This window comes from Aquicoccus porphyridii (assembly GCF_008369105.1).
In the GTDB taxonomy this organism is placed as follows: Bacteria; Pseudomonadota; Alphaproteobacteria; order Rhodobacterales; family Rhodobacteraceae; genus Aquicoccus; species Aquicoccus porphyridii.
On sequence record NZ_VINQ01000005.1, the window covers coordinates 1 to 21,862 of the forward strand.

23 protein-coding genes are annotated in these 21,862 nt (G+C 64.2%); 11 read left to right on the plus strand and 12 right to left on the minus strand.

All coding sequences use genetic code 11. From position 1 onward, the window contains the following. Window positions 1–148, minus strand: a 148-nt coding sequence (locus tag FLO80_RS08735; protein WP_246156638.1) for a GTP-binding protein, incomplete at its 3' end; no start/stop codon positions are given. 142 nt (window positions 149–290) lie between these two features. Further along, window positions 291–830 carry a hypothetical protein gene (locus FLO80_RS08740; protein ID WP_111366393.1) on the minus strand — a complete coding sequence of 180 codons (540 nt, stop codon included), beginning with the start codon at window positions 828–830 and terminating at the stop codon, window positions 291–293. Window positions 831–965: 135 nt separating this feature from the next. Between FLO80_RS08740 and FLO80_RS08745 the strand changes: the two genes are divergently transcribed. Next, window positions 966–2,321, plus strand: coding sequence for a cytochrome P450 (locus FLO80_RS08745; protein ID WP_246156619.1), 1,356 nt, complete (start codon window positions 966–968; stop codon window positions 2,319–2,321). 221 nt (window positions 2,322–2,542) lie between these two features. Next, window positions 2,543–3,430 carry a YghX family hydrolase gene (yghX, locus tag FLO80_RS08750; protein WP_111366390.1) on the plus strand — a complete coding sequence of 296 codons (888 nt, stop codon included), beginning with the start codon at window positions 2,543–2,545 and terminating at the stop codon, window positions 3,428–3,430. A gap of 28 nt (window positions 3,431–3,458) precedes the next feature. Here the strand turns inward: yghX and FLO80_RS08755 are convergent, their stop codons facing one another. After that, on the minus strand, window positions 3,459–5,915 hold the full coding sequence (locus tag FLO80_RS08755; protein ID WP_111366388.1) for a DNA topoisomerase IV subunit A: 2,457 nt from the start codon (window positions 5,913–5,915) through the stop codon (window positions 3,459–3,461). A gap of 243 nt (window positions 5,916–6,158) precedes the next feature. Here FLO80_RS08755 and FLO80_RS08760 point away from each other — a divergent pair, with 243 nt between their 5' ends. From FLO80_RS08760 to FLO80_RS08790, 7 genes are all read left to right on the plus strand, one after another. Beyond that, window positions 6,159–6,893 (plus strand): SH3 domain-containing protein, encoded by a 735-nt coding sequence (locus FLO80_RS08760; protein ID WP_111366386.1) that lies wholly within the window; start codon window positions 6,159–6,161, stop codon window positions 6,891–6,893. A 78-nt stretch (window positions 6,894–6,971) separates the two neighbouring features. Further along, complete coding sequence (locus FLO80_RS08765) at window positions 6,972–7,802, plus strand: SDR family NAD(P)-dependent oxidoreductase (RefSeq protein ID WP_111366384.1); 831 nt, start codon at window positions 6,972–6,974, stop codon at window positions 7,800–7,802. A gap of 66 nt (window positions 7,803–7,868) precedes the next feature. After that, the gene (locus tag FLO80_RS08770; protein ID WP_111366382.1) at window positions 7,869–8,468 is read left to right on the plus strand and encodes a 2-hydroxychromene-2-carboxylate isomerase; all 600 of its coding nucleotides are present in this window, start codon (window positions 7,869–7,871) and stop codon (window positions 8,466–8,468) included. An 81-nt stretch (window positions 8,469–8,549) separates the two neighbouring features. Next, window positions 8,550–8,753, plus strand: a complete 204-nt coding sequence (locus FLO80_RS08775) for a twin transmembrane helix small protein (protein WP_111366379.1) — start codon at window positions 8,550–8,552, stop codon at window positions 8,751–8,753. 4 nt (window positions 8,754–8,757) lie between these two features. Then, window positions 8,758–9,330, plus strand: a complete 573-nt coding sequence (locus FLO80_RS08780; RefSeq protein WP_111366376.1) for a cob(I)yrinic acid a,c-diamide adenosyltransferase — start codon at window positions 8,758–8,760, stop codon at window positions 9,328–9,330. A 349-nt stretch (window positions 9,331–9,679) separates the two neighbouring features. Next, window positions 9,680–10,438: an electron transfer flavoprotein subunit beta/FixA family protein gene (locus tag FLO80_RS08785; protein WP_111366373.1), complete on the plus strand. Its 759-nt coding sequence runs from the start codon at window positions 9,680–9,682 to the stop codon at window positions 10,436–10,438. Beyond that, on the plus strand, window positions 10,438–11,364 hold the full coding sequence (locus FLO80_RS08790; RefSeq protein ID WP_111366370.1) for an electron transfer flavoprotein subunit alpha/FixB family protein: 927 nt from the start codon (window positions 10,438–10,440) through the stop codon (window positions 11,362–11,364). The genes FLO80_RS08785 and FLO80_RS08790 overlap by 1 nt, the downstream gene beginning before the upstream one ends. Window positions 11,365–11,441: 77 nt before the next feature. Here the strand turns inward: FLO80_RS08790 and FLO80_RS08795 are convergent, their stop codons facing one another. Continuing rightward, complete coding sequence (locus FLO80_RS08795; protein WP_111366460.1) at window positions 11,442–12,272, minus strand: DUF6473 family protein; 831 nt, start codon at window positions 12,270–12,272, stop codon at window positions 11,442–11,444. Between the two features lie 170 nt (window positions 12,273–12,442). Between FLO80_RS08795 and FLO80_RS08800 the strand changes: the two genes are divergently transcribed. After that, entirely contained in the window at window positions 12,443–13,318 is an 876-nt protein-coding gene (locus tag FLO80_RS08800) for a 3-hydroxybutyryl-CoA dehydrogenase (protein ID WP_111366367.1), read from the plus strand. Between the two features lie 24 nt (window positions 13,319–13,342). On the opposite strand, the gene FLO80_RS08805 is transcribed toward FLO80_RS08800, so the two are convergent. The 7 genes from FLO80_RS08805 to FLO80_RS08835 form a co-directional block, all read right to left on the minus strand. Further along, window positions 13,343–14,191, minus strand: coding sequence for a lysophospholipid acyltransferase family protein (locus tag FLO80_RS08805; RefSeq protein WP_111366458.1), 849 nt, complete (start codon window positions 14,189–14,191; stop codon window positions 13,343–13,345). Between the two features lie 117 nt (window positions 14,192–14,308). Then, window positions 14,309–14,587, minus strand: coding sequence for an HPr family phosphocarrier protein (locus FLO80_RS08810; RefSeq protein ID WP_111366364.1), 279 nt, complete (start codon window positions 14,585–14,587; stop codon window positions 14,309–14,311). A 19-nt stretch (window positions 14,588–14,606) separates the two neighbouring features. Continuing rightward, entirely contained in the window at window positions 14,607–14,999 is a 393-nt protein-coding gene (locus tag FLO80_RS08815) for a PTS sugar transporter subunit IIA (RefSeq protein WP_111366361.1), read from the minus strand. Between the two features lie 36 nt (window positions 15,000–15,035). Next, complete coding sequence (gene rapZ, locus FLO80_RS08820) at window positions 15,036–15,986, minus strand: RNase adapter RapZ (protein ID WP_111366358.1); 951 nt, start codon at window positions 15,984–15,986, stop codon at window positions 15,036–15,038. 30 nt (window positions 15,987–16,016) lie between these two features. Continuing rightward, window positions 16,017–16,451 (minus strand): HPr kinase/phosphorylase, encoded by a 435-nt coding sequence (locus FLO80_RS08825; RefSeq protein ID WP_111366356.1) that lies wholly within the window; start codon window positions 16,449–16,451, stop codon window positions 16,017–16,019. A gap of 3 nt (window positions 16,452–16,454) precedes the next feature. Then, on the minus strand, window positions 16,455–18,143 hold the full coding sequence (locus tag FLO80_RS08830; protein WP_111366353.1) for a sensor histidine kinase: 1,689 nt from the start codon (window positions 18,141–18,143) through the stop codon (window positions 16,455–16,457). 54 nt (window positions 18,144–18,197) lie between these two features. After that, window positions 18,198–18,899 (minus strand): response regulator transcription factor, encoded by a 702-nt coding sequence (locus FLO80_RS08835; protein WP_111366351.1) that lies wholly within the window; start codon window positions 18,897–18,899, stop codon window positions 18,198–18,200. Window positions 18,900–19,300: 401 nt separating this feature from the next. Here FLO80_RS08835 and FLO80_RS08840 point away from each other — a divergent pair, with 401 nt between their 5' ends. Then, window positions 19,301–20,899 carry a phosphoenolpyruvate carboxykinase gene (locus tag FLO80_RS08840; RefSeq protein ID WP_111366348.1) on the plus strand — a complete coding sequence of 533 codons (1,599 nt, stop codon included), beginning with the start codon at window positions 19,301–19,303 and terminating at the stop codon, window positions 20,897–20,899. A 134-nt stretch (window positions 20,900–21,033) separates the two neighbouring features. Here FLO80_RS08840 and FLO80_RS08845 read toward each other — a convergent pair whose 3' ends face one another. Further along, a complete protein-coding gene (locus tag FLO80_RS08845; protein ID WP_111366346.1) occupies window positions 21,034–21,804 on the minus strand; it encodes a sulfite exporter TauE/SafE family protein in 771 nt (256 codons plus the stop codon). Window positions 21,805–21,862 lie beyond the last annotated feature (58 nt).

A 21,862-nucleotide genomic window follows, 5' to 3' on the forward strand; every position in this document is an offset into this window, starting at 1 on the left:
CCGGCGCGCCGTCGATCTGGTCATAGGCCCGGAAATCACCGAAATACTTCGTGATCGCCGCCGTCAGCGTCGTCTTGCCGTGGTCAACGTGACCAACCGTCCCGATGTTCACATGCGGCTTGTTACGTTCAAACTTTGCTTTTGCCATCGTGTTGGCGCCCTTTGCTTGCGACCCCTCGGGCCTAGTTTCACTCCGCGCGGCATTTATTGGGTTGGGCAAGGGAAATCAAGGCTCTCTTGCATCCCCTGACATGCCCTTGACGGTGAGAAATGCTACCCGGCCTGGCCGGTCATTCCTTGAACCAGCCTTGCTCGAAATTCTGGCGCACGAGATAGCGCTCGATCTGCTTCGCAGCGGTGCGAGCGAGTTGCTGCATCTGCTCTTCACCGGTCTTGGTATAGCCCGAACCGACAAGGGTGTCGCCACCGAAGGATTCGATCACGGTGATCTGCTTGACCTCTTCGTTGAGCTTCCTGCCCGCCGCATCGTCCCATACGGTCAGGTTGAAAATCAGGATCGATTTCGGGCTGGCGATGAGCGGAATACCGGGCTGGGCCAGAACATAACCTTCGACACTGACCCCGAAATGATAGAGCTTGTCACCCTCGTACCGCCCGAAACGCGCGCCGATGGCGTCGGTCATCGCCGCGATCCACTCTTCCTTGCTGGCCTCGCGCGACACCGGCCCCTTGGTCAGGTTCGGGGCCACGACAATGTTGTGCCCGAGATTGAAATTTCCCAAGTCCACCGGCGCCTCGTCGAGATCATTGGCATTGCCGCAGGCGATCAACACCCCCAACGACAGGAAAAGGACCAGTTTGCGGATCATTCGGGCAGCCTCCGGTTTCGTGACAAAGCCCGGGATAACGCAGGGATACGATCAGTGCAATGTACGGCAAACCATTGGCCATAAGCATGGGGGCACCTATCTTAACATCAGGTTACCGATGCGGAGGATAGCAGGATGGGTGCAGGCGATCTGCCGGTGCATGTGCCGCTGGTGACGCGGCCGATGGGGATTTTCGCCTCGCTCAACGCGGCGCGGCGCAATCTTTTGGCGATCCTGCCGGATATCGCCACGCGGCAGCCGATGGTGTCGGGGCGCACTGCGAAACGCTGGCACATGGTCATGGACCCGGGTGCAATACGGCGCATCCTTCTGGAAAACATCGACAACTACCCGAAATCCCTGGTCACGAAGAACCTGTTGAAACCGGCAATCGGCGATTCGATGTTCATTGCCGAAGGGGCGCATTGGCGGTGGCAGCGGCGGGCGGCCGCGCCGGCCTTTTCGCATCGCAATGTCACCAACCTTGGCCCGGTCATGTCGGCGGCGGCGCAAGGCTCGCTGGCGCGGATCGAGGAGGCGGGGAAACATGCCGTGGACATGTATGCAGAGATGGTGCGCGCAACCTTTGAAGTCATTGGGAACGTGACCTTTTCCGAAGGTTCGCAGTTCGATCCCGAAGAAGTGCACCGCGCCATTGATGGATATATAGACGCGGCGGGGCGGTTGTCCTTGTTCGACATCCTGGGAATGCCCGACTGGGTGCCGCGGCCGGGGCGCATCCGCACCGGGCCGCCGGTGCGCGACATGAAGGCAATGGCGGACCAGGCGATCGAGGCCCGCAAGGCCACCGGGCCAAGCGCCGTTCCCGACCTTCTCGATCTGCTTCTTGAGGGTGAAGACCCTGAAACCAAAAGGAAAATGAACACGTCCGAGTTGCGCGACAATCTCCTGACCTTTATCGTCGCGGGCCATGAGACAACCGCGCTCACCCTCTCATGGGCGCTTTATCTTTGTGCCTTCGATCAGGAGGTTCAGGGGCGGGCGCGGGATGAGGCGCAGGCGGTGTTGCAGGGCCGGGTGGCGACGGCCAACGATTTGGAATCGCTGCCCTTTTGCCGGATGATCGTGGACGAGGCGCTGCGGCTCTATCCCCCGGCGGGGATCATCAGCCGCACTGCCCAGGCACATGACACGCTGTGCGGGCGCGAGGTGCGGCCGGGCGATACGGTGATGATCCCGATCTATGCGCTGCATCGCAACCGGATTCTGTGGGATGATCCCGATGCGTTCCGTCCCGAAAGATTCAGCAATCGCAAGGAGATAGACCGTTATGCCTATCTGCCGTTCGGCGATGGGCCACGGATCTGCATCGGGGCCAGCTTCGCCCTTCAGGAGGCGGTTATCGTGCTGGCGACGCTGTTGTCGCGGCGTCGGTTTCACCTTGTTCCGGGGCGCGTGCCGAAGCCGGTGATGATCCTGACACTGAGGCCCGAAGGCGGTGTCTGGCTCACGTCGGAGCCGGTTGGTTAACGCTGGTTTCCGGGCCGCAAAACGGGGGGTGACTCCCGGCTGACATCCGGCTGCCACCCGGCTGCCGGGCAAATCGCCCGGAACAGGGGCGAAAAACGGTTAACGCAACGTCCCGGCGCAACGTTCGCTGGCAGGGTCTGGCGGCAACCGGCTTCCCGATTTCGTGAACGGCTCGGCCCCGTTGCGATGTTAACCTGTCGCGACACCGACAGGAGGATGAAATGACCCGACTGACCGCCAAGGACTTTTCGCCCGAGTTGCTGGAGCTTTACGATTTCTATGCCCATGGCATGATCAGCAAGCGCGAGTTCCTCGACCGCGCCGGCAGGTTCGCCGTGGCCGGGATGACCGCGCCCGCGATCCTGGCGGCGATGCGCCCGAATTACGCGCTCGCCGAGCAGGTGAAATTCACCGATCCCGACATAAGGCCGGAATATGTCACCTACCCCTCACCGGAGGGCCATGGCGAGGTGCGCGGCTATCTCGTGAAGCCGGCGGGCGCCACGGGGCCGGTGCCCGGCGTGGTGGTGGTGCATGAGAACCGCGGGCTGAACCCCTATATCGAGGACGTGGCGCGGCGCGTGGCCAAGGCGGGCTTCGTGGCGCTGGCGCCTGACGGGCTGAGTTCGGTCGGCGGCTATCCCGGCAATGACGACGAAGGCCGCGCCCTGCAAAGGAGCGTCGATCCGGTGAAACTGATGAACGATTTCTTCGCCGCGATCGAATGGCTGAAGGCTGCCGATTTCACCACCGAAAAGGTGGGCATCACCGGCTTCTGCTACGGCGGGGGCGTGGCCAATGCGGCGGCGGTGGCCTTTGCGGATCTGGGCGCGGCGGTGCCCTTTTATGGTCGACAGGCGGCGGCCGGGGACGTGCCGCGCATCCGCGCGCCGATCCTGCTGCATTATGCCGGGCTCGACGAGCGGATCAACGCGGGCTGGCCGGACTACCAGAAGGCGCTGGATGCCGCGGGCGTGACCTATGAGGCGTATATCTATGAGGGCGTGAACCACGGGTTCCACAATGACAGCACCCCGCGCTATGACGAGGCGGCGGCGGAACTGGCGTGGGATCGGACCGTCGAATGGTTCCGCAGATACCTGTCATAGGGGCACCGGGTTCTTCGACTGAATTCGATCAGTCGAAGCGGTAATCCTTGGGAAAACCATAGGGCGGGCGCTTGCCGACGCTGGCACGCTTGCCCAGCCATTCGGTCATGTCGGGCTCGTGGCGGGTCTTGCCGCCGCCCATTTCCCAGCTGAGCCCCTTGGCCCATTCAAAGGTGGTCAGGTCGGCCAGCCCGCCATCGAGTTCCAATGCGCCCTGCCGTCCCCGGGCGAGATTGTATTTCTGAAGCCGCACGCCCTTGCCGCGGCCCATCTCGGGCAGTTCGGAGAGGGGAAAGACCAGGAACCTGCCATTCTGCGAACAGACCGCCACGTGATCGCCGGTCACGCGCCGCGCCACCGAGGCCGCCGTGTCCTTGACGTTCAGCACCTGCTTGCCCGACCGGGTCTGGGCGACGACATCATCCTCGGGCACGACGAAACCGTTGCCGTTGGCCGAGGCGACGACGAGTTTCCCGCCGGGGCGATGGATGAACAGCGCGACGATGCCCGCGTCATTGGGCAGATCGACCATCAGGCGCAGCGGCTCGCCCATGCCACGGCCGCCCGGCAGGCTGGCGGCCTGTAGCGTATAGAACCGCCCGTTGGTGGCAAAGACCAGGATCTTGTCGGTGGTTTCGGCGTGGACCACAAACCGGCCCTCGTCGCCATCCTTGTATTTCAGCTCGCGGTTGAGATCGATATGCCCGGACATGGCGCGAATCCAGCCCAGTTTCGAGCAGACCACGGTGATCGGCTCGCGCTCGATCATCGCCTCGAGCGGCACCTCCTCGACCTGCGTGGCCTCGGCGAACCGGGTGCGGCGGGTGCCGATCTCGTGGCTTTTGCCGAAGGTCTTGCGCACCTCCCTGAGCTGCTCGGCGACGCGATCCCATTGCAGGCCCTCGTCTTCGAGCAGGTCTTCGAGGCCGACACGTTCCGCCATCAGCGCATCACGCTCGGCGATGAGCGCCTCTTCTTCCAGGCGGCGCAGGCTGCGCAGGCGCATGTTGAGGATCGCCTCGGCCTGCACGTCCGAAAGGCCGTTCTCGCGACCCTCGAAGGATTGCGGCACGGTGCGGGTGCCGTCATCGCTTTCCGTGAGGATTCCGGTGGCCAGCGCCTCTTCATCGACGATGAGGCGCAGCGCGGCCATATCGACGCCGGCCAGCGGCGAGCGATAGGAGGATTCGTCGGCGGCGCGGGTGATGGTTTCCTGGTGCGGACGGCTCCAGTCCTCGTACATCAGGGCCGATTTCGGGTCGTCGTCATAGCGGATGATGTCGATCACCCGGTCGAGATTGACGAAGGCGGTGATCAGGCCCGCGAGCACCTCGAGCCGGTTGTCGATCTTGGCCATCCGGTGACGCGAGCGGCGCTGCAACACCTCGCGGCGGAAATCGAGAAAGGCGCGCAACACTTCCTTGAGGCTGCACACCCGGGGCGTGACCCCATCGATCAGCACGTTCATGTTGAGCGAGAACCGCAGTTCCAGGTCGGAATTGCGGAACATCATGTTCATCAGCACATCCGGATCGACATTCTTGGACCGGGGTTCGAGGATCAGGCGGATGTCGTCGGCGCTTTCGTCGCGCACATCGGCGAGGATCGGGATCTTCTTGGTCTGGATCAGTTCCGCGATCTTCTCGATCAGCTTGGATTTCTGGACCTGGTAGGGGATCTCGGTGACCACGATCTGCCATTGGCCACGGCCCAGGTCCTCGGTCTGCCAATGCGCCCGCAGCCGGAACGCCCCGCGCCCGGTACGATAGGCGCGCGCGATCTCCTCGGGCGGCTCGACGATGACGCCGCCGGTCGGGAAATCGGGCCCGGGCACGTGGTTCAGAAGCGTGTCGTCGCGCGCGTCCGGCGTCTTGATCAGGTGCAGGCAGGCGCCGATCAGCTCGTCGATATTGTGCGGCGGAATGTTGGTCGCCATGCCCACCGCGATCCCCGATGAGCCATTGGCCAGCAGGTTGGGGAATTGCGCGGGCAGCACCGAGGGCTCTTCGAGACGGCCATCGTAATTGGGCCGGAAATCAACCGCGTTCTCGGCAAGACCCTGAAGCATCGCCTCGGCGAAGACGGTCATGCGCGCCTCGGTATAGCGGCTGGCGGCGGGGTTGTCGCCGTCGATATTGCCGAAATTCCCCTGCCCGTCCACGAGCGGATACCGCACCGCGAAGTCCTGTGCCAGGCGCGCCATCGCGTCATAGATCGCAGCATCGCCATGCGGGTGGAAATCGCCCATCGTGTCGCCGGCGATTTTGGCCGATTTCAAAAACCCGCCGGTCGCGCCCAGCCGCAGGCGGCTCATCGCGTAGAGAATCCGGCGATGCACGGGTTTGAGCCCGTCACGCGCATCCGGCAGCGCCCGGTGCATGATGGTCGAGAGCGCATAGGTCAGATAGCGCTCGCCGATCGCGCGGCGCAGCGGTTCGGAGAGGTCGGGCACCGGGTTTTCAGGATCGTCCAGCAAATCGCTCATGCCCGCTCTTTAGCGATCCGGATGGCCCCCATCAAGCGTGATCGCGCCTTGACGAAGGCCTTGATGCGCATGGTCCCGCGCGATGGTCGGGAATCCCCGACTGCCCCGGCATCGCCGTATGATGTATTCCGGCACCAGGGAAGAAATGCCGCGCCTTCCCATGCGCGGGTGATCGCGAATCATGTATAATGGCACATGCGCGGTCCTTGACCGGCAAGGTGCGGTAATCGGGAGTTTGGTGTCATGTGGCGCTTTATCGTGGTGACATTCGGGTTTCTCGGATGGGCGTTCTACGAGTTGAGCGGCGGGGCCGACTACGCGCCGCGCGACGGCTCGTTTCAGGCGGCGCAGACCGAGATCCGTGCGCAAACGGAAAAACAGGCGCGCCGCGCCGAGATCGCGCGCGACGCGGCCGGAATCGTTCATATCCCGCCCACAGCCGTCAGGGCGAGCGCGGCCACCGGTCGTGAAGATGCACAGGTGGTCCTGACGGCCACCGCCCAGCCCGGCGCCACACCCGGCAACAAGCGCCAGCGCCTGACGCTGAGCAATCAGCCCGACAGCACCGGTCGCGGCGTCTCCCTGCCCGCGCTGAACGGCGAAAAGCGCGACGCGCTGACCGGAAGCGGCGCGGTGCCGGGTATTCCCTCGAACCTGAGCCCCGAGGAACAGGCGGCACTGGCCATTGCCATCGTCACCGGCCAGACCGGGGCGGGCGCCACCGAGCCAGCCCGCGAGCAGGTCGAACCGGTTGCATCCCGCCCCGACACAACGGCAAGGAATATCCGCATGGTCAACGCCGCCCGGGCGAACCTTCGCGGCGGACCGGGCACGCATTTCGGTATCATGGACAGCCTTGCCCGGGACACAAGGGTCGAGGTGCTGAACGATCCGGGGCTGGGCTGGGTCGAATTGCGGGTCAGCGACAGCGGGATGATTGGCTGGATGGCCACGCGGCTCTTGGTGGCGATCGACTGATCGTCGGGCCATTGCCCCGGCCCGGGTTTTCGCATAGCCCGTCAGCACGCGACGGAGACCCTTGATGACAAGCCCTCGATGACTGGCAAATCCATCCTGATCACCGGCTGTTCCAGCGGCCTTGGCCATGACGCGGCCCACGGGCTGCGCGCGCGCGGCTGGCAGGTGTTTGCCGCCTGCCGCAAAGCCGGGGATTGCGCACGCCTGCGCGACGAAGGTTTTGCCGCGCCGCAAATCGACCATGCCGACCCGGCCAGCATCGAAAGCGGGTTGGCCGACGTGCTGGAGGCCACCGGTGGGCGGCTTGACGCGCTTTACAACAACGGCGCCTTCGCCCTGCCCGGCGCGGTCGAGGATCTGCCCACCGATGGCCTGCGCAGCATCTTCGAGGCCAACCTCTTTGGCGTTCACGAACTGACCCGCCGGGTGATCCCGGTGATGCGGGCGCAGGGGCATGGCCGGATCGTCAATTGCTCGTCGGTGCTGGGGCTGGTGCCGATGCGCTGGCGCGGGGCCTACGTGGCCAGCAAATTCGCGCTCGAAGGGCTCACCGATGTGCTGCGGATCGAAATGCGCGACACGCCGATTCACGTCATCACCATCGAACCCGGCCCCGTCACCTCGAAGATCCGCGAAAACTCGATCCCGCATTTCGAACGCTGGATCGACTGGGAAAACAGCCCGCGGGCCGAGCAATATCGCGAGAGCCTGCTCAAGCGGCTTTACGAGCCGCGCGGCACCGATCGGTTCGAACTGCCGCCCTCGGCGGTAACCCGCAAGCTCGCCCATGCGCTCGAGGCCCGCCGCCCGCGCCCGCGCTATTACGTGACCACGCCGACCTACCTGATGGGGGCGGCCCGGCGCATCCTGCCTACCCGCGCGCTCGACTGGTTGATCTCCAGGGGCTGACCCAGGCGACCTGTGCGCCGTCTTGTGCTATATTCCCCGTCATTCACGGACCGGGGACCCCGCAGCATGGCACAGATTGATTTCTGGTATTCGATCGGCAGCACCTATTCCTATCTCACGATCATGCGCATCGACCGGGTGGCGCAGGATCATGGGCTCGACGTGACGTGGAAGCCGTTCGATGTGCGCACGATCATGATGGAATATGGCAACTCGCCCTTCATCGGCAAACCGGTCAAGGCGGCCCATATGTGGCGCGACATCGCGCGCCGGGCACCGCGATACGGGCTGTCGCCAAGCCTGCCCGCCCCCTATCCGCTGAACGACCTGGCGCTGCCCAACGCCATCGCCCTTCTGGGGATGGACGAGGGCTGGGGTGTGGAGTTTACCCGCGCCGCCTATCGGCGCTGGTTCGAGGAGGGGCTTTTGCCCGATGAGGGCGCGGGGCTGCGCGACAGCCTGCGCGAGGCCGGACAAGCGCCCGACGCTACCATCGAGCGCGCACAACAGCCCGAACCGGCGAAACGGCTGGCCGACCAGACCCGGCAAGCCCGCGACCTCGGCGTGTTCGGCAGCCCCAGCTTCGTTGTCGCGGGCGAGCTTTTCTGGGGCGACGACCGGCTCGCGGACGCGGTGCAATGGGCGCGCGACGGTCGGCTGTCGTAATGCCGCACCGCGCCAGATCACCCCTTCGCTTTGCCGGTGCAATCCACTAGACAGGGCGCAACGCAGCGAAAGGAGCCGCCGATGGCCAACGATCCCCTGTTCTGGGTTGCCGCGCTCGCTTGTGTCGCGGTGCTGATCATCCTGATGATCGGCGTCGGCGGCTTTGCCAAGGGCGGCGACTTCAACCGCAAGCATGCCAACAAGGTGATGCGCTGGCGGATCGGGGCGCAGGCGGTGGCGGTCGCGCTCATTCTTCTTTTTGTCTGGATGCGCTCGGGAGGTTGAGGCGATGGTGGTTCTGTCGAAAATCTACACCCGCACCGGCGATGGTGGCGATACCGCGCTGGGTGACGGATCGCGCCGGGCCAAGCATGACCTGCGGGTCGCGGCCTATGGCACGGTGGACGAGTTGAACGCGACGCTGGGCCTGGCCCGGCTGCACGCGAGCGGTGAAACCGATGCGGCACTGAGCCGGATCCAGAACGATCTTTTCGATCTCGGGGCCGATCTCTGCCGCCCCGGCATGGACAAGGACGCCGAGGCCGAATACCCGCCGCTGCGCATGGTCGAGGCGCAGGTCACGCGGCTCGAATCCGAGATCGACGCGATCAACGCCGACCTGGAACCGCTGCGCAGCTTCATCCTGCCCGGCGGCACCGCGCTGGCGGCGCATCTGCACCTGTGCCGCACCGTCGCGCGCCGGGCCGAACGCCGCACGGTGGAACTCGCTGGCATCGAGGACGTGAACGGCTGGGCCGTGAAATACCTCAACCGGCTGAGCGACTGGTTCTTCGTCGCCGCCCGCATCGCCAATGACGGCGGCAAAACGGATGTGCTCTGGGTGCCGGGCGCCAATCGCTGATCCTGCTCTTTCTTGGGAAAAAATACTCATCTGCCCTGTCGGCCCGCACTACGCCGGAGGGATGACCGGCCCGTGGTATGGCGCGCAGAGACGCGCGAAGGCGACGGGGCGGGTGGGTGGGCGGCGCCTTCGCGCGTCACCCCGCGCCCCGTGATTTCCCTTGCGGCAGCTTGCATCCCTCAAGCACATCAAACGCCAGAAAACCCCCGAACGCGACGTCGAATGGCGCCCACGTGACGATTTTTCCCTGTCTCAAAGCGCCCCGAGCCTGTAACAGAACCCGGAGAGTTGGAATCGCCCCGCGCCGTTTTGCGCGGGTGGTATCTGGGATGTGAAGGAGAGAACGCCAATGAAGGTGCTTGTGCCTGTCAAACGCGTGATCGACTACAACGTGAAGGTCCGCGTCAAGTCGGACGGATCGGGTGTCGATCTTGCCAATGTCAAAATGTCGATGAACCCCTTTGACGAAATCGCCGTCGAAGAGGCCATCCGCCTCAGGGAAGCCGGCAAGGCCGAAGAGGTCGTGGCCGTCTCGATCGGTGTGAAACAGGCGCAGGAAACGCTGCGCACGGCACTGGCCATGGGCGCGGACCGCGCCATCCTGGTCATCGCCGCCGATGACGTGCACCAGGATATCGAGCCGCTGGCCGTGGCCAAGATCCTCGCCAAGGTCGTGGAAGAAGAAGAGCCGGGCCTCGTTCTCGCCGGGAAACAGGCGATCGACAACGACATGAACGCCACCGGGCAGATGCTTTCGGCGCTGCTCGGCTGGAGCCAGGCGACCTTTGCCTCCAAGCTCGACATCGACGGCGACAGCGCGCTTGTCACCCGCGAGGTCGATGGCGGCTTGCAGACCATCAAGGTCAAGATGCCCGCGATCGTCACTGTCGATCTGCGCCTCAACGAGCCGCGCTATGCCTCGCTGCCCAACATCATGAAGGCCAAGAAAAAGCCGCTCGACGAGAAGACCGCCGAGGATTACGGCGTCGATGTCACGCCGCGTCTGGAAGTCGTGAAAACGACCGAGCCCGAGGCGCGCAAGGCCGGTGAAATCGTGCCCGACGTCGATACGCTCGTGGCGAAACTCAAAGAGAAGGGGGTCGTGTAATGGCTGTTCTTTTGCTGGGTGAAGTGAATGACGGCGAACTGGCGCTGGACGCCACCGCCAAGACCGTGACCGCCGCCAAGGCGCTGGGTGACGTGACCGTGCTCTGCGCCGGTGCTTCGGCCGCCGCCGCGGGCGAAGCCGCCGCCAAGATCGACGGCGTGGCCAAGGTGCTGGTCGCCGAGGATGCAAGCCTCGGCCACCGTCTGGCCGAACCCACCGCCGCGCTGATCGTGAGCCTTGCGGGCGATTACGACCATATCGTCGCCCCTGCCACCACCGACGCCAAGAACGTGATGCCGCGCGTGGCCGCGCTGCTTGACGTGATGGTGATTTCCGACGCCTCGGGCGTGGTGGATGCCGACACGTTCGAACGCCCGATCTATGCCGGCAACGCGGTTCAGACGGTGAAATCGAGCGATGCCAAGAAGGTCATCACCTTCCGCACCTCGACCTTCGATGCCGCCGGCGATGGCGGCTCGGCCAAGGTCGAGACCATCGGTGCCGCCGACAATCCCGGCCTGTCCGAATGGGTCGAGGACAAGGTGGCCGAAAGCGACCGCCCGGAACTCACCAGCGCGGGCGTGGTTGTCTCGGGTGGCCGTGGTGTCGGCTCGGAAGACGATTTCAAGCTGATCGAGCAATTGGCGGACAAGCTCGGCGCCGCCGTCGGTGCCAGCCGCGCCGCGGTCGATTCGGGCTATGCGCCCAACGATTGGCAGGTCGGCCAGACCGGCAAGGTCGTGGCACCCGAGCTTTATGTCGCGGTCGGCATCTCCGGCGCGATCCAGCACCTTGCGGGCATGAAGGACTCCAAGATCATCGTCGCAATCAACAAGGACGAAGAGGCTCCGATCTTTCAGGTCGCCGATTACGGCCTCGTGGCGGACCTCTTTACCGCCGTGCCGGAACTGATCGAGAAGCTTTGAGCGCCGGTGGGGAAACCCACCCTCCAAGACCCTCAAGGGCCCGCCAGCATCGGCGGGCCCTTTGTCGTTTCAGACGGTCATTTCAGAAGACCGGCCAGCGCATCCACCACCGCGCCCGCGGCCTCGTCATGGGCGGCGGGGCCCATCATGCCGCGCGCGACGGGTTCGTCCATGTCGGCATAGATCATGCCGTCGGTGCCGCGCGCCAGCGCTGCCGGGCTTGCCACCACCTCGACCACGCGGGCCGCGCGCGGGCGCAGCCGCTCGATCATCCAGCGTTCGATGCCGAACGGGTCCTGCTCGGCGCCGGTCGGATCAAACCTGTCCTCGGGCGCGTGGGCGGCGAACCACAGCAGCACAATGTCGGTCTCCAGCCGGTTGAGGAGCGTGCCCATCCGCGCCACCCAGGCCTGCTGAATCTCGTCCACGATCAGCCGGAACCGTTCCGGCGCGACCGTGGCGAGCCGACCCAGCATGTGGCGGGTAAAATGGAACTCGGTGAAATCCACCTCGCGAAAGATCGTCTGCATCAGTTGCGAGGCCCGGATGAACCGGTCATTCCGACGCGGATGCACCGCGTAGAACCGGTTGCTGAGATTGTGCGCCCCCATGAGTTGAACCACGCAGATCCGCGCCCGCGCCGCCGCGTCGAGTACCGGGGACGCGTTGAGATAGACATCGAGCCCCGCCGCGTTCAGCCCCAGATTCACGCATGTCAGCCCGGTTTCGGCCTCGACGATGGCCGGGTATGGCCGGGCAATGAACTTGCCATAGGTCTCGGTCCCGCCGAGGAAAGCCACGTAATCGCCGCCCAGATCGCGTTTCGGTCCGCGAAACGACAGCCGGTCATCGCCATAGTTGCACGGTTGATAGTCGAGGGACCGCACCCCCGGATTCTCGAAGGTCATCATACCCACCCTTTCTGTCTCACCCGGAGTCAGAGTCGCGCAAGGCGATTGCCATTTCCCTAACGCGCGAATTTGGTGCGAATTTTCCCTGTCTGCGACCCAAGCCCGCCCTTGCCCTGCCCACCCGCGCGCGCCTATTGTCGGCGGTGCAGAACAAAGAGGTGCGGGCAATGGACATTCACAAGGTGGGCGTGATCGGAGCAGGCCAGATGGGCAACGGGATCGCCCATGTGATGGCGCTTGCGGGCTATGACGTGGCCTTGAACGATATCGACCAGGATGCGCTCGATACCGCGATCGCCCGGATCGAAAAGAACATGGCCCGCCAGGTCGGGCGCGACCAGATCACCGAAGAGGCGATGCAGACGGCGATGGCCCGGATTCGCACGACGCTCGATGTCGCCGAGGTGGGCGACTGCGACCTGGTGATCGAATCCGCGACCGAGAACGAAGCGGTCAAGAACAAGATCATCGAAGGGCTGATCCCGCATCTGCGCCCCGAGACGATCGTGACCTCGAACACCTCGTCGATCTCGATCACGCGGCTGGCCGCGCGCACCGACCGGCCCGAGAAATTCATGGGCTTTCACTTCATGAACCCGGTGCCGTTGATGAAACTGGTCGAGCTGATCCGCGGCATCGCCACCGACGAAGAAACCTACAAGACCTGCCTTGGCGTGGTTGAACGGCTCGACAAGACCGCCGCCTCGGCCGAGGATTTTCCGGCCTTCATCGTCAACCGCATCCTGATCCCGATGATCAACGAGGCGTGTTACACGCTCTACGAGGGCGTCGGCAACGTGCGCTCGATCGACCAGGCGATGAAACTGGGGGCGAACCATCCGATGGGGCCGCTCGAGTTGGCGGATTTCATCGGGCTCGACACCTGCCTTGCGATCATGAACGTGCTGCATGACGGGCTGGCCGATACGAAATATCGCCCCTGCCCGCTCATGACGAAATATGTCGAGGCCGGATGGCTGGGCAAGAAAGCGGGCCGTGGATTCTATGATTACCGCGGCGAGACGCCGGTGCCCACGCGCTGAGGCCGCTATCGCTTTCCCGTTATCTCAACCTTCCAGCGAGAGGGTATGCGCCCGCAGCCAGGCCATGAAACCACGCGGATCGGTCTTGACCTCGTCGAGCTTCTCGCGCGGGACCGGATGGCCGATCACGGGCGATTGCGGCTTGTTGCAGCTATGCACGATCTCGTGCAGCAACAGCCCCTGCCGCAAGGTGGCCGAGATCCGGTTGGCGATCTGGTAGAGCCGCGAATTCGACCCGGTAAAGTGCACCGGCACGACCTGCGCACCCGACCGGCGGATCATCTGCGCGGTAAACACATTCCATTCGCGTTCGATCACCGGCCCGAACATCGAATCCGATGACGCGACCACCCCGGAGGGGAACAACGTGATCAGCCCGCCCGCCTTGAGATGCGCCATCGCCTGCCCGCGCATTTCGACGAATTTGCGCTGCGCGTCGTCCTCGTAGGGAAACGGCACCGGGATCATGTAGGACGAGGCGACCTCGTCGATGCCGGTCAGCAGCGCGCGGGTCAGGATCTTGTAATCCGAACGCACCCGCCCGATCAGTTCGGCAAGGATCATCCCGTCGACAAGGCCATGCGGGTGATTGGCGACCACCACAACCGGCCCGTCCTTCGGAATCCGCGCGAGCTGTTCCTCGGGCGTGCCAAGCGGAATGCCCATCACGTCGAGCGCGGCGGGCCAGAATTCCTGGCCACGCGGCGCGCCGCGGCGTTCGAATTCGCGCACCATGCGGATGATGCTGATCTTGCCGGTCAGCCATTCGATGCTGCGGATCGCGGTGGCGCGCAGCGGGCTGTCAAAGGAATTGGCATAGGTCAGCGACCGCCGGTCATGCCGCGTCGCCGGCTCGGACGGATCGGGGCGCATGCCCGCATCGAGCGGGCCCGGCCCCCCAAGCTCGTCTTTCGTGGGTCTGTCCTGGGTGTGATCTACCACGTGGGCAAAACCCCGTATCTTGCATGGGCGCCACATCTGCGGCGCCGGTCAGTTTTCCTCGCCGAACCGGTCCGCCACCAACGTCGCCAGCGCATCGGCCAGCGCCTCGGCATCGGGCCCGGTCGTCTGCACGTCAATAGTGCTTCCTTTCGGTGCTGCCAACATCAAAAGGCCCATGATGCTGTCGCCGCTGGCGCTCATCCCGTCCTTCATGATCTCGGCATGGGCATCGAAGCCCTCGACCACTTCGACGAGCTTGGCCGAAGCGCGGGCATGCAGCCCCTTTTCGTTGACGATCTGCAACTTTCGCAGGGTGGTTTCGCTCATGGGCTTTCGTCGATCCTCGTCACTCGGCGGATATGGTCTGGCTGTCGATATACTTGCGTCCCGCATCCATCGCCAGCCGCACCGCTTCGGGCACGTTCAGATGGCGGGATTTCGCAAGCTTGATCAACATCGGAAGATTCGCCCCGTAGAGGATGCGGCGCTTGTCCTGTGCGCAGGCCATGAGCGAAAGGTTCGACGGCGAGCCACCGAACATGTCGACCACCACCACCACGCCGTCGCCCTGATCGACCTCGTTGGCGGCGGTGCAGATCTCGGTCTGTTTCGCGGCGCGATCGCAATCGGCGGCGATCGAAACCGAACGCACCCCCTTTTGCACGCCGACCACATGTTCAACTGCGGCCAGGTATTCCCGGGCCAACCCCCCATGTGCCACGATCACGATCCCGATCACGCCTGTGTTTCCTCGTTCATATCCCCTCGGCCCCACTCAGGGCCGCAATGGCGCGCTTGCATGGCGCTCCAGTTCGCGGTGCCTTATTGACACCGGCCAGCCCTCTTCTGCAAGGGCCTTGGCCAGCTTTTCGGCAAGGGCAACCGACCTGTGTTGCCCGCCGGTACACCCAAATGCAACCGAGAGATGTGCCTTGCCCTCTTCGGCATAGGCCGGAAGCAACATCCGCATCAATCCGGCCACGCGGTCAAAGAATTCGGCAAAGCGCGCATCCCCGGCAACATGCCCGGCCACGCGCGTATCGCGCCCGTCGAGCGCGCGCAAGGCAGGGTCCCAATACGGGTTCCTGAGAAAGCGACAGTCGAACACCATGTCGATGCCCCGCGGCAGCCCGCGCTTGTAGGAAAACGAGTTCACCGACACGGCCAGCCGTCGACCCAGCGGATCGGGCGCGAACCATCCTTCGACCTCGGCACGCAGGTCATGCGGGGTCATGTCCGAAGTGTCGATCAGGATATCGGCCCGCGCGCGCACCGGCATCAACAGGTCGAAATCGCGGGCGATGCCCACGTTCGGGCTTTCGGCCGGGGCCAGCGGGTGGCGGCGACGGGTTTCCGAGAAGCGCCGCAACAGCACGTCTTCGCGGCAATCGAGATAGAGCACGTCGAGCCGGCGGCCCGGGCCGTGACCGATCGCGTCGATCATCTCGATCAGCGCATTGGCCGAAAACTCGCGGTTGCGCGTGTCGATGCCCAGCGCGAGCGGCCGGTCATGCCCCGGCCCGTCGAGCAGCCGTGGCATCAGCGACAGCGGCAGGTTGTCGATCGCCTCGTATCCGAGGTCTTCGAGCGCCCGGATCGCTGTGGAGCGCCCGGCCCCCGACGGGCCGGTGACAAGAACGCGGCGCAGCCGGATTTCGCCCCCGTCGTCCCCGGTATCGGGGCGCGGGCCGGGATGGTCCGGGGCATGGCGCGGCGGTTCGAACATGATCCTTGTCTCCGACTTGCGGTGTTGTGGTCAGTCGCTTCGACCCCCCTTGAGATATTGCATAATCGCGGCGGGGAAATGGCCTGTCTCGACATTGTGAAGCACGGGCAGGTCGAGGCCCAGAACCGACCTGCTGCGCCGTGGCGGAAACCGCTCGGTCTCAACCCTGTCGAGATCGACGACCAGCGCCAGGGGCACAGGCCCGGCGGGCGCGGCCCCGAGCAGCCCGACGAACCGCGCCTCGATCCGGCCCGAGATCGCGGGCGGACAACTCGCGATCAGCCGCTCGCCGACGCGCGTGACGATCACCCGGTCATCGGCAACCAGCCCGGCGCCATGCACCATGAGAGCGAGCGCCAACGCCGATTTCCCCCGGCCCGAGGCTCCGAGGATGAGAACCCCGCGCCCGCCATGCGCCACGCAACTGCCGTGAAAAACCTCACAAGGCTCCGACGCCCGTGCCATGGCCTATAACGGGAGCCCGACGACGAAGCGCGCACCCAGCGGGTCCGAGATCGCGTCGGCATCGGTGGGGCGGATATTCTCGGCCCAGATGACGCCATCATGCGCCTCGACGATCTGTTTCGAGATCGCCAGTCCAAGCCCCGAATTGTTGCCGAACTGCCCCTCGGGGCGTTCGGAATAGAACCGGTTGAAAATCTTGGTCAACGCCTGTTCGGGAATGCCGGGGCCAGTGTCCTCGACCACGATCAGCACCCGGTTTTCGCGTTTGCGGGCCCAGACGCGGATCGCGTCGCCCTCTTCGCAAAATGAAATGGCGTTGGTGATGAGATTGACAAAGACCTGCGCCAGCCGCGCCTCGAGCCCGTTGATCACGATCGATTCCTGCGGCAGGTCGGAGATGAAATCAATGCCCTTGGTTTTCGCGTCCTCGCCGAGGAACTGGCACAGGTTGTCGAGCATCTTGAGCAACTCGAAGCTCTCCTGCTCTTCCTTGACCAGCTCGCTGTCGAGCCGCGAAGCGTTCGAGATGTCGCTGACCAACCGGTCGAGACGGCGCACATCATGCTCGATCACGTCGAGCAGTTTGTCACGGTGCTCGGGCTTCTTGACCATGCGCAGGCTGCCCACGGCGCTGCGCAGGCTGGCCAGCGGATTCTTGATCTCATGCGCGACGTCGGCGGCAAATTGTTCGTTGCTGTCGATCCGGTCGTAGAGCGCGGCCACCATGCCGCGCAACGCCCCCGACAGGCGCCCGATCTCGTCGGGCCGCGCGGTCAGGTCGGGGATGCGGATGCGCCCGCCCGACCGCCGCTTGCGATTGTCGCGGTCGCGCCCGATCTCGGCGGCAGCGGCGAGGTCGGATATCGGGTTGGCGATGATCGAGGCCAGCACGAGGCTGAGCCCGATCGACACCAGCGTGGCAACGATGAACATCTGCAACACCCGTTCACGCTCGACCCGGACAAGGCGGTCGATCTCGCCCGAGGTGGCGGCCAGCGCCACCACGGCCACGGGCGCCTCGCCCTGCGTGATCGGGGTGGCCACGGTAAAGACCCGGCCCTCGCCCGCGCTGCCCGGGGCAACCTGCGGGCCATTTCGCAGCGTCGGCGACACGAGCGCGCGCGCCTGATCCTCGACCGCGATCAGAACCTGCTTTGACGTCTCGCCGCCGAGACCGATCGAAAACTTGTCCCACAGCCAGCTCAGCCCATCGGTCAGGACCGTGCGGCTGCCCTCTTGCGGATCGTCGAAAGCCGCCCCGATGCCGCGCCCGCCAACCGTGCCGACCAGCGTGCCTTCGCTGTCGAACACAAAGGCCTGCACCCCGCGCCGCAGGTCGATCCTGTCAAGCACGGCCATCACGTCAAGCCCGTCACCGGTGGCAAAATTGACCGGCGTGCCAGCGGGCATTGCCGCCTCGAACACGTTGGAAATCAACGTGGATTCGGCCATCAGCCCGCGCGCGCGCTGCTGGGCCAAACCGTCGCGCGACGAGTTGAGATAGAGGATTCCCGCGACCAGCACATTGAGCGCGATCAGGTTGAACGTGATGATCTTGCGCGCCAGCGGCGACGCCTTGAGCGAGAAAAACCCGCGTTTTTCGCGACTGACGCGCAATTCGTCGTCAACGGTGCTGTTCGGGGCGACGAAATCGTCCCCTAGAACAATATCACCATCGCGTTCTGGCGCCATGTCGCGCACGCTCACCCCTCGGTCAGGCCAGTCCGGCCCGGTTCCCCGCCCCGTTTATTCTTCGTTGTAACGATAGCCAATGCCGTACAGCGTCTCGATCGCCGAGAATTCCGGGTCGACGCTGCGCATCTTCTTGCGCAGCCGCTTGATATGGCTGTCGATGGTGCGATCATCGACATAGACCTGATCGTCATAGGCCACGTCCATCAACTGATCGCGCGACTTGACGAAACCGGGGCGTTGCGCCAGCGCCTGCAACAGCAGGAACTCGGTCACGGTCAGCGATACGTCCTTGCCTTTCCAGGCAACCGCGTGGCGCAGCGGGTCCATCCGCAACTCGCCGCGTTCCATCACCTTGGTCTCTTCGGTGTCACCCACGATATCGCCCGCGACCGCGTCCTGACGACGCAGGAGCGCGCGGATACGCTCGACCAGAAGCCGTTGGGAAAACGGTTTCTTCACGTAATCATCCGCCCCCATGCGCAGGCCCAGAACCTCGTCGATCTCGTCATCCTTGGAGGTCAGGAAGATCACCGGCATCTGGGTTTTCTGGCGCAGCCGCTGAAGCAGGTCCATCCCGTCCATGCGCGGCATCTTGATGTCCAGCACCGCCATATCGGGCAGTTTGCGGTTGAACGCGTCCAGCGCCTGCTGGCCGTCGTGATAGGTTTCGACCTCGAAGCCTTCGGCCTCGAGGGTCATGGCCACGGATGTCAGTATATTCCTGTCATCGTCCACAAGGGCAATTGTCGACATATCCGAAATCCTTCCACTGCTCTTTATGCCTTTTTTGCGTCACATTCGCCGTTTTCACCTTTACAATCAATCCCAAACTGCGAATCACCCGCGCCGCGGCGTCCATTTTGAACCTGAATTGTCTTAACAATGGCTAATTTGCCTCACATTCTGTGTCAGCCCGGTAATTGGTGGCGCTAACTTGGTCTTGGTTGCGCTAACTGCGCCAAACCGTCCTGTTCCTGACTGGAAACGACATGTTAAGAGGCCCAGTATTGGGCCGGTCATGGGCCCCGCCGGCCACCAAACCGCGTTCAGGACACGGTTCAGGATGCGGCAGCGGCCCCGACCAGAACCGACAACCGGGGTGCGGGCACGGCGCGCAGACCGAAAGTGCAGGCAGTTGTAAGGAGCATTCGCAAATGACATTTGGACGGGTAAACCCCAATTTCCAGCTTGAAGATCAAGGCATTACCGGGCTGGGCGATGTCCATTACAACCTCATGGCGCCAGCGTTGATCGAAGCGGCGCTGCGCAACGGCGAAGGCCATCTTGGCAATGGCGGCACCTTTCTCGTCTCGACCGGGAAGTTCACCGGCCGCTCGCCCAAGGACAAGCACGTGGTCAAGACCGACAGCGTCGCCGACCAGATCTGGTGGGAGAACAACGCCGAGATGAGCCCGGAAGGCTTTGATGCGCTCTATGCCGACATGCTCGACCACATGAAGGGCCGCAGCTACTATGTGCAGGATCTCATCGGGGGCGCCGACCCGGCCCATGCGATCAACGTGCGCATGGTCACCGAACTGGCGTGGCACGGTCTCTTCATCCGCCACCTGCTGCGCCGCCCCGACCGCTCGGCGCTCGAAGGGTACATCGCCGATTTTACCGTCATCAACTGCCCCGGCTTCAAGGCCGATCCGGCACGCCACGATTGCCGCAGCGACACGGTGATTGCGCTCAATTTCGACCGCAAGCTGATCCTGATCGGCGGCACCGAATACGCGGGCGAGAACAAGAAGTCGGTGTTCACGCTGCTCAACTACCTGCTGCCGGAAAAGGGCGTGATGCCAATGCATTGCTCGGCCAACCACGCCACCGGCAACCCGGTCGACACCGCCGTCTTCTTTGGCCTGTCGGGCACCGGCAAGACCACGCTTTCGGCCGATCCGGCGCGCACGCTGATCGGGGATGACGAACATGGCTGGTCGGATCGCGGCACCTTCAATTTCGAGGGCGGCTGCTATGCCAAGACCATTGGCCTCGATGCCGAAGCCGAGCCGGAAATCCATGCCACCACGTCGAAATTCGGCACGGTGATCGAGAACATGGTCTATGACGAAGAGACCCGCGTTCTCGATTTCGACGACGATTCACTCACCGCCAACATGCGCTGCGCCTATCCGCTCGACTATATCTCGAACGCCTCGGATTCCGGGCTGGGCGGGCACCCCAAGAACGTGATCATGCTGACCTGCGACGCCTTTGGCGTGCTGCCGCCGATCGCGCGGCTGACCCCGGCGCAGGCGATGTATCACTTCCTGTCGGGCTTTACCGCCAAGGTCGCGGGCACCGAGCGCGGCGTGACCGAGCCCGAACCCACCTTCTCGACCTGTTTCGGCGCCCCCTTCATGCCGCGCCGCCCCGAGGTCTATGGCAATCTCTTGCGCGACAAGATCGCCAAGCATGGCGCCACCTGCTGGTTGGTCAATACCGGCTGGACCGGCGGCGCCTATGGCATCGGCTCGCGCATGCCGATCCACGCCACGCGGGCACTGCTGACCGCCGCGCTTGACGGATCGCTGAACGAGGCAACGTTCCGCAAGGACCCGAATTTCGGCTTTGACGTGCCGGTGACGGTGCCGGGCGTCGACGCCACGCTGCTCGATCCGCGCGCGACATGGGCCGACAAGGAAGGCTATGACGCGCAGGCCGCGAAGCTGGTCGGAATGTTTGCCGACAATTTCGCGCAATACGTGCCCTTTATCGACGACGACGTGAAAGCCGCCGCCATCGGTTGAGACCGCACTGGCGCAGACATCATCGCAGACGCCCCGGTTTGCATGAATCGGGGCGTTATGCCCCGCGGTCGACGTGGCGCGATTGAGTATTTTTGCCAAGAAAGAGAGCAATGCGTGGGAGGCCCGGGGACCTTTTACCCCATCATCCCGCGGCGAATGAGGTTCAGCCCGGCAAAGATCAGCACGATGAGCGTCGCGCGCTGAAACATGCGCTGGTCGACCCGGTCCTGCAACTGGAACCCGATCCACATGCCCAAAAGCGCGGGCGGCAGCGTCGCCAGCGCGAAAGGCAGGGTTTCCCAGCGCAGCACGCCCGAGCCGACATGCGCCCCGCTCAGCACCACCGAACCCAGCGCGTAAAGCACGCCCTGGATGCGCACCTGGTCGCGTTTCGGAGTGTCGAGCGCGGTCAGGAACAGCACCGTGGGCGGCCCCCAAGTGCCCGAAAATCCCCCCATCGCACCCGCCAGCGCGCCCACGCCGACCTGCGCCACCGGCTCGTGTTCGGGCGCGATGCGCGGGCGCCAGCCCCAAAGCTGCAACAGCGTGAACACCGTCACCGGCACCCCGATCAGGATGAACATCACCTGCGACGGAATGACCCGCACCATCTGGGCGCTGATCACCAGCATCACCCCGCCCACGATGATGAACAGCCGGAACGCCTTGAGCGAGGCAAGCGCCGCGCGCACCCCCTGTCGGAACCCCTGCCAGAGATTGCCCACCAATGTCGGAATCAACAGCCCCGCCAGCGCCAGTTCGGGTGAAATCACGCTGCCCATGCCCGAGATCATGATGAGCGGCATGGCAAAACCCACCATTCCCTTGATCGTCCCGGCAAAGAGCGTGATGCCAAGACAGGCGAAAAGTGCGGCGGGGCTGAGCAGGGTGAAAAGCATGTCCATGCCTTCTCTTATCCGGCATGCGCAGGCGCCGCATCTGCAAAATCATCTGCGCAAGAAA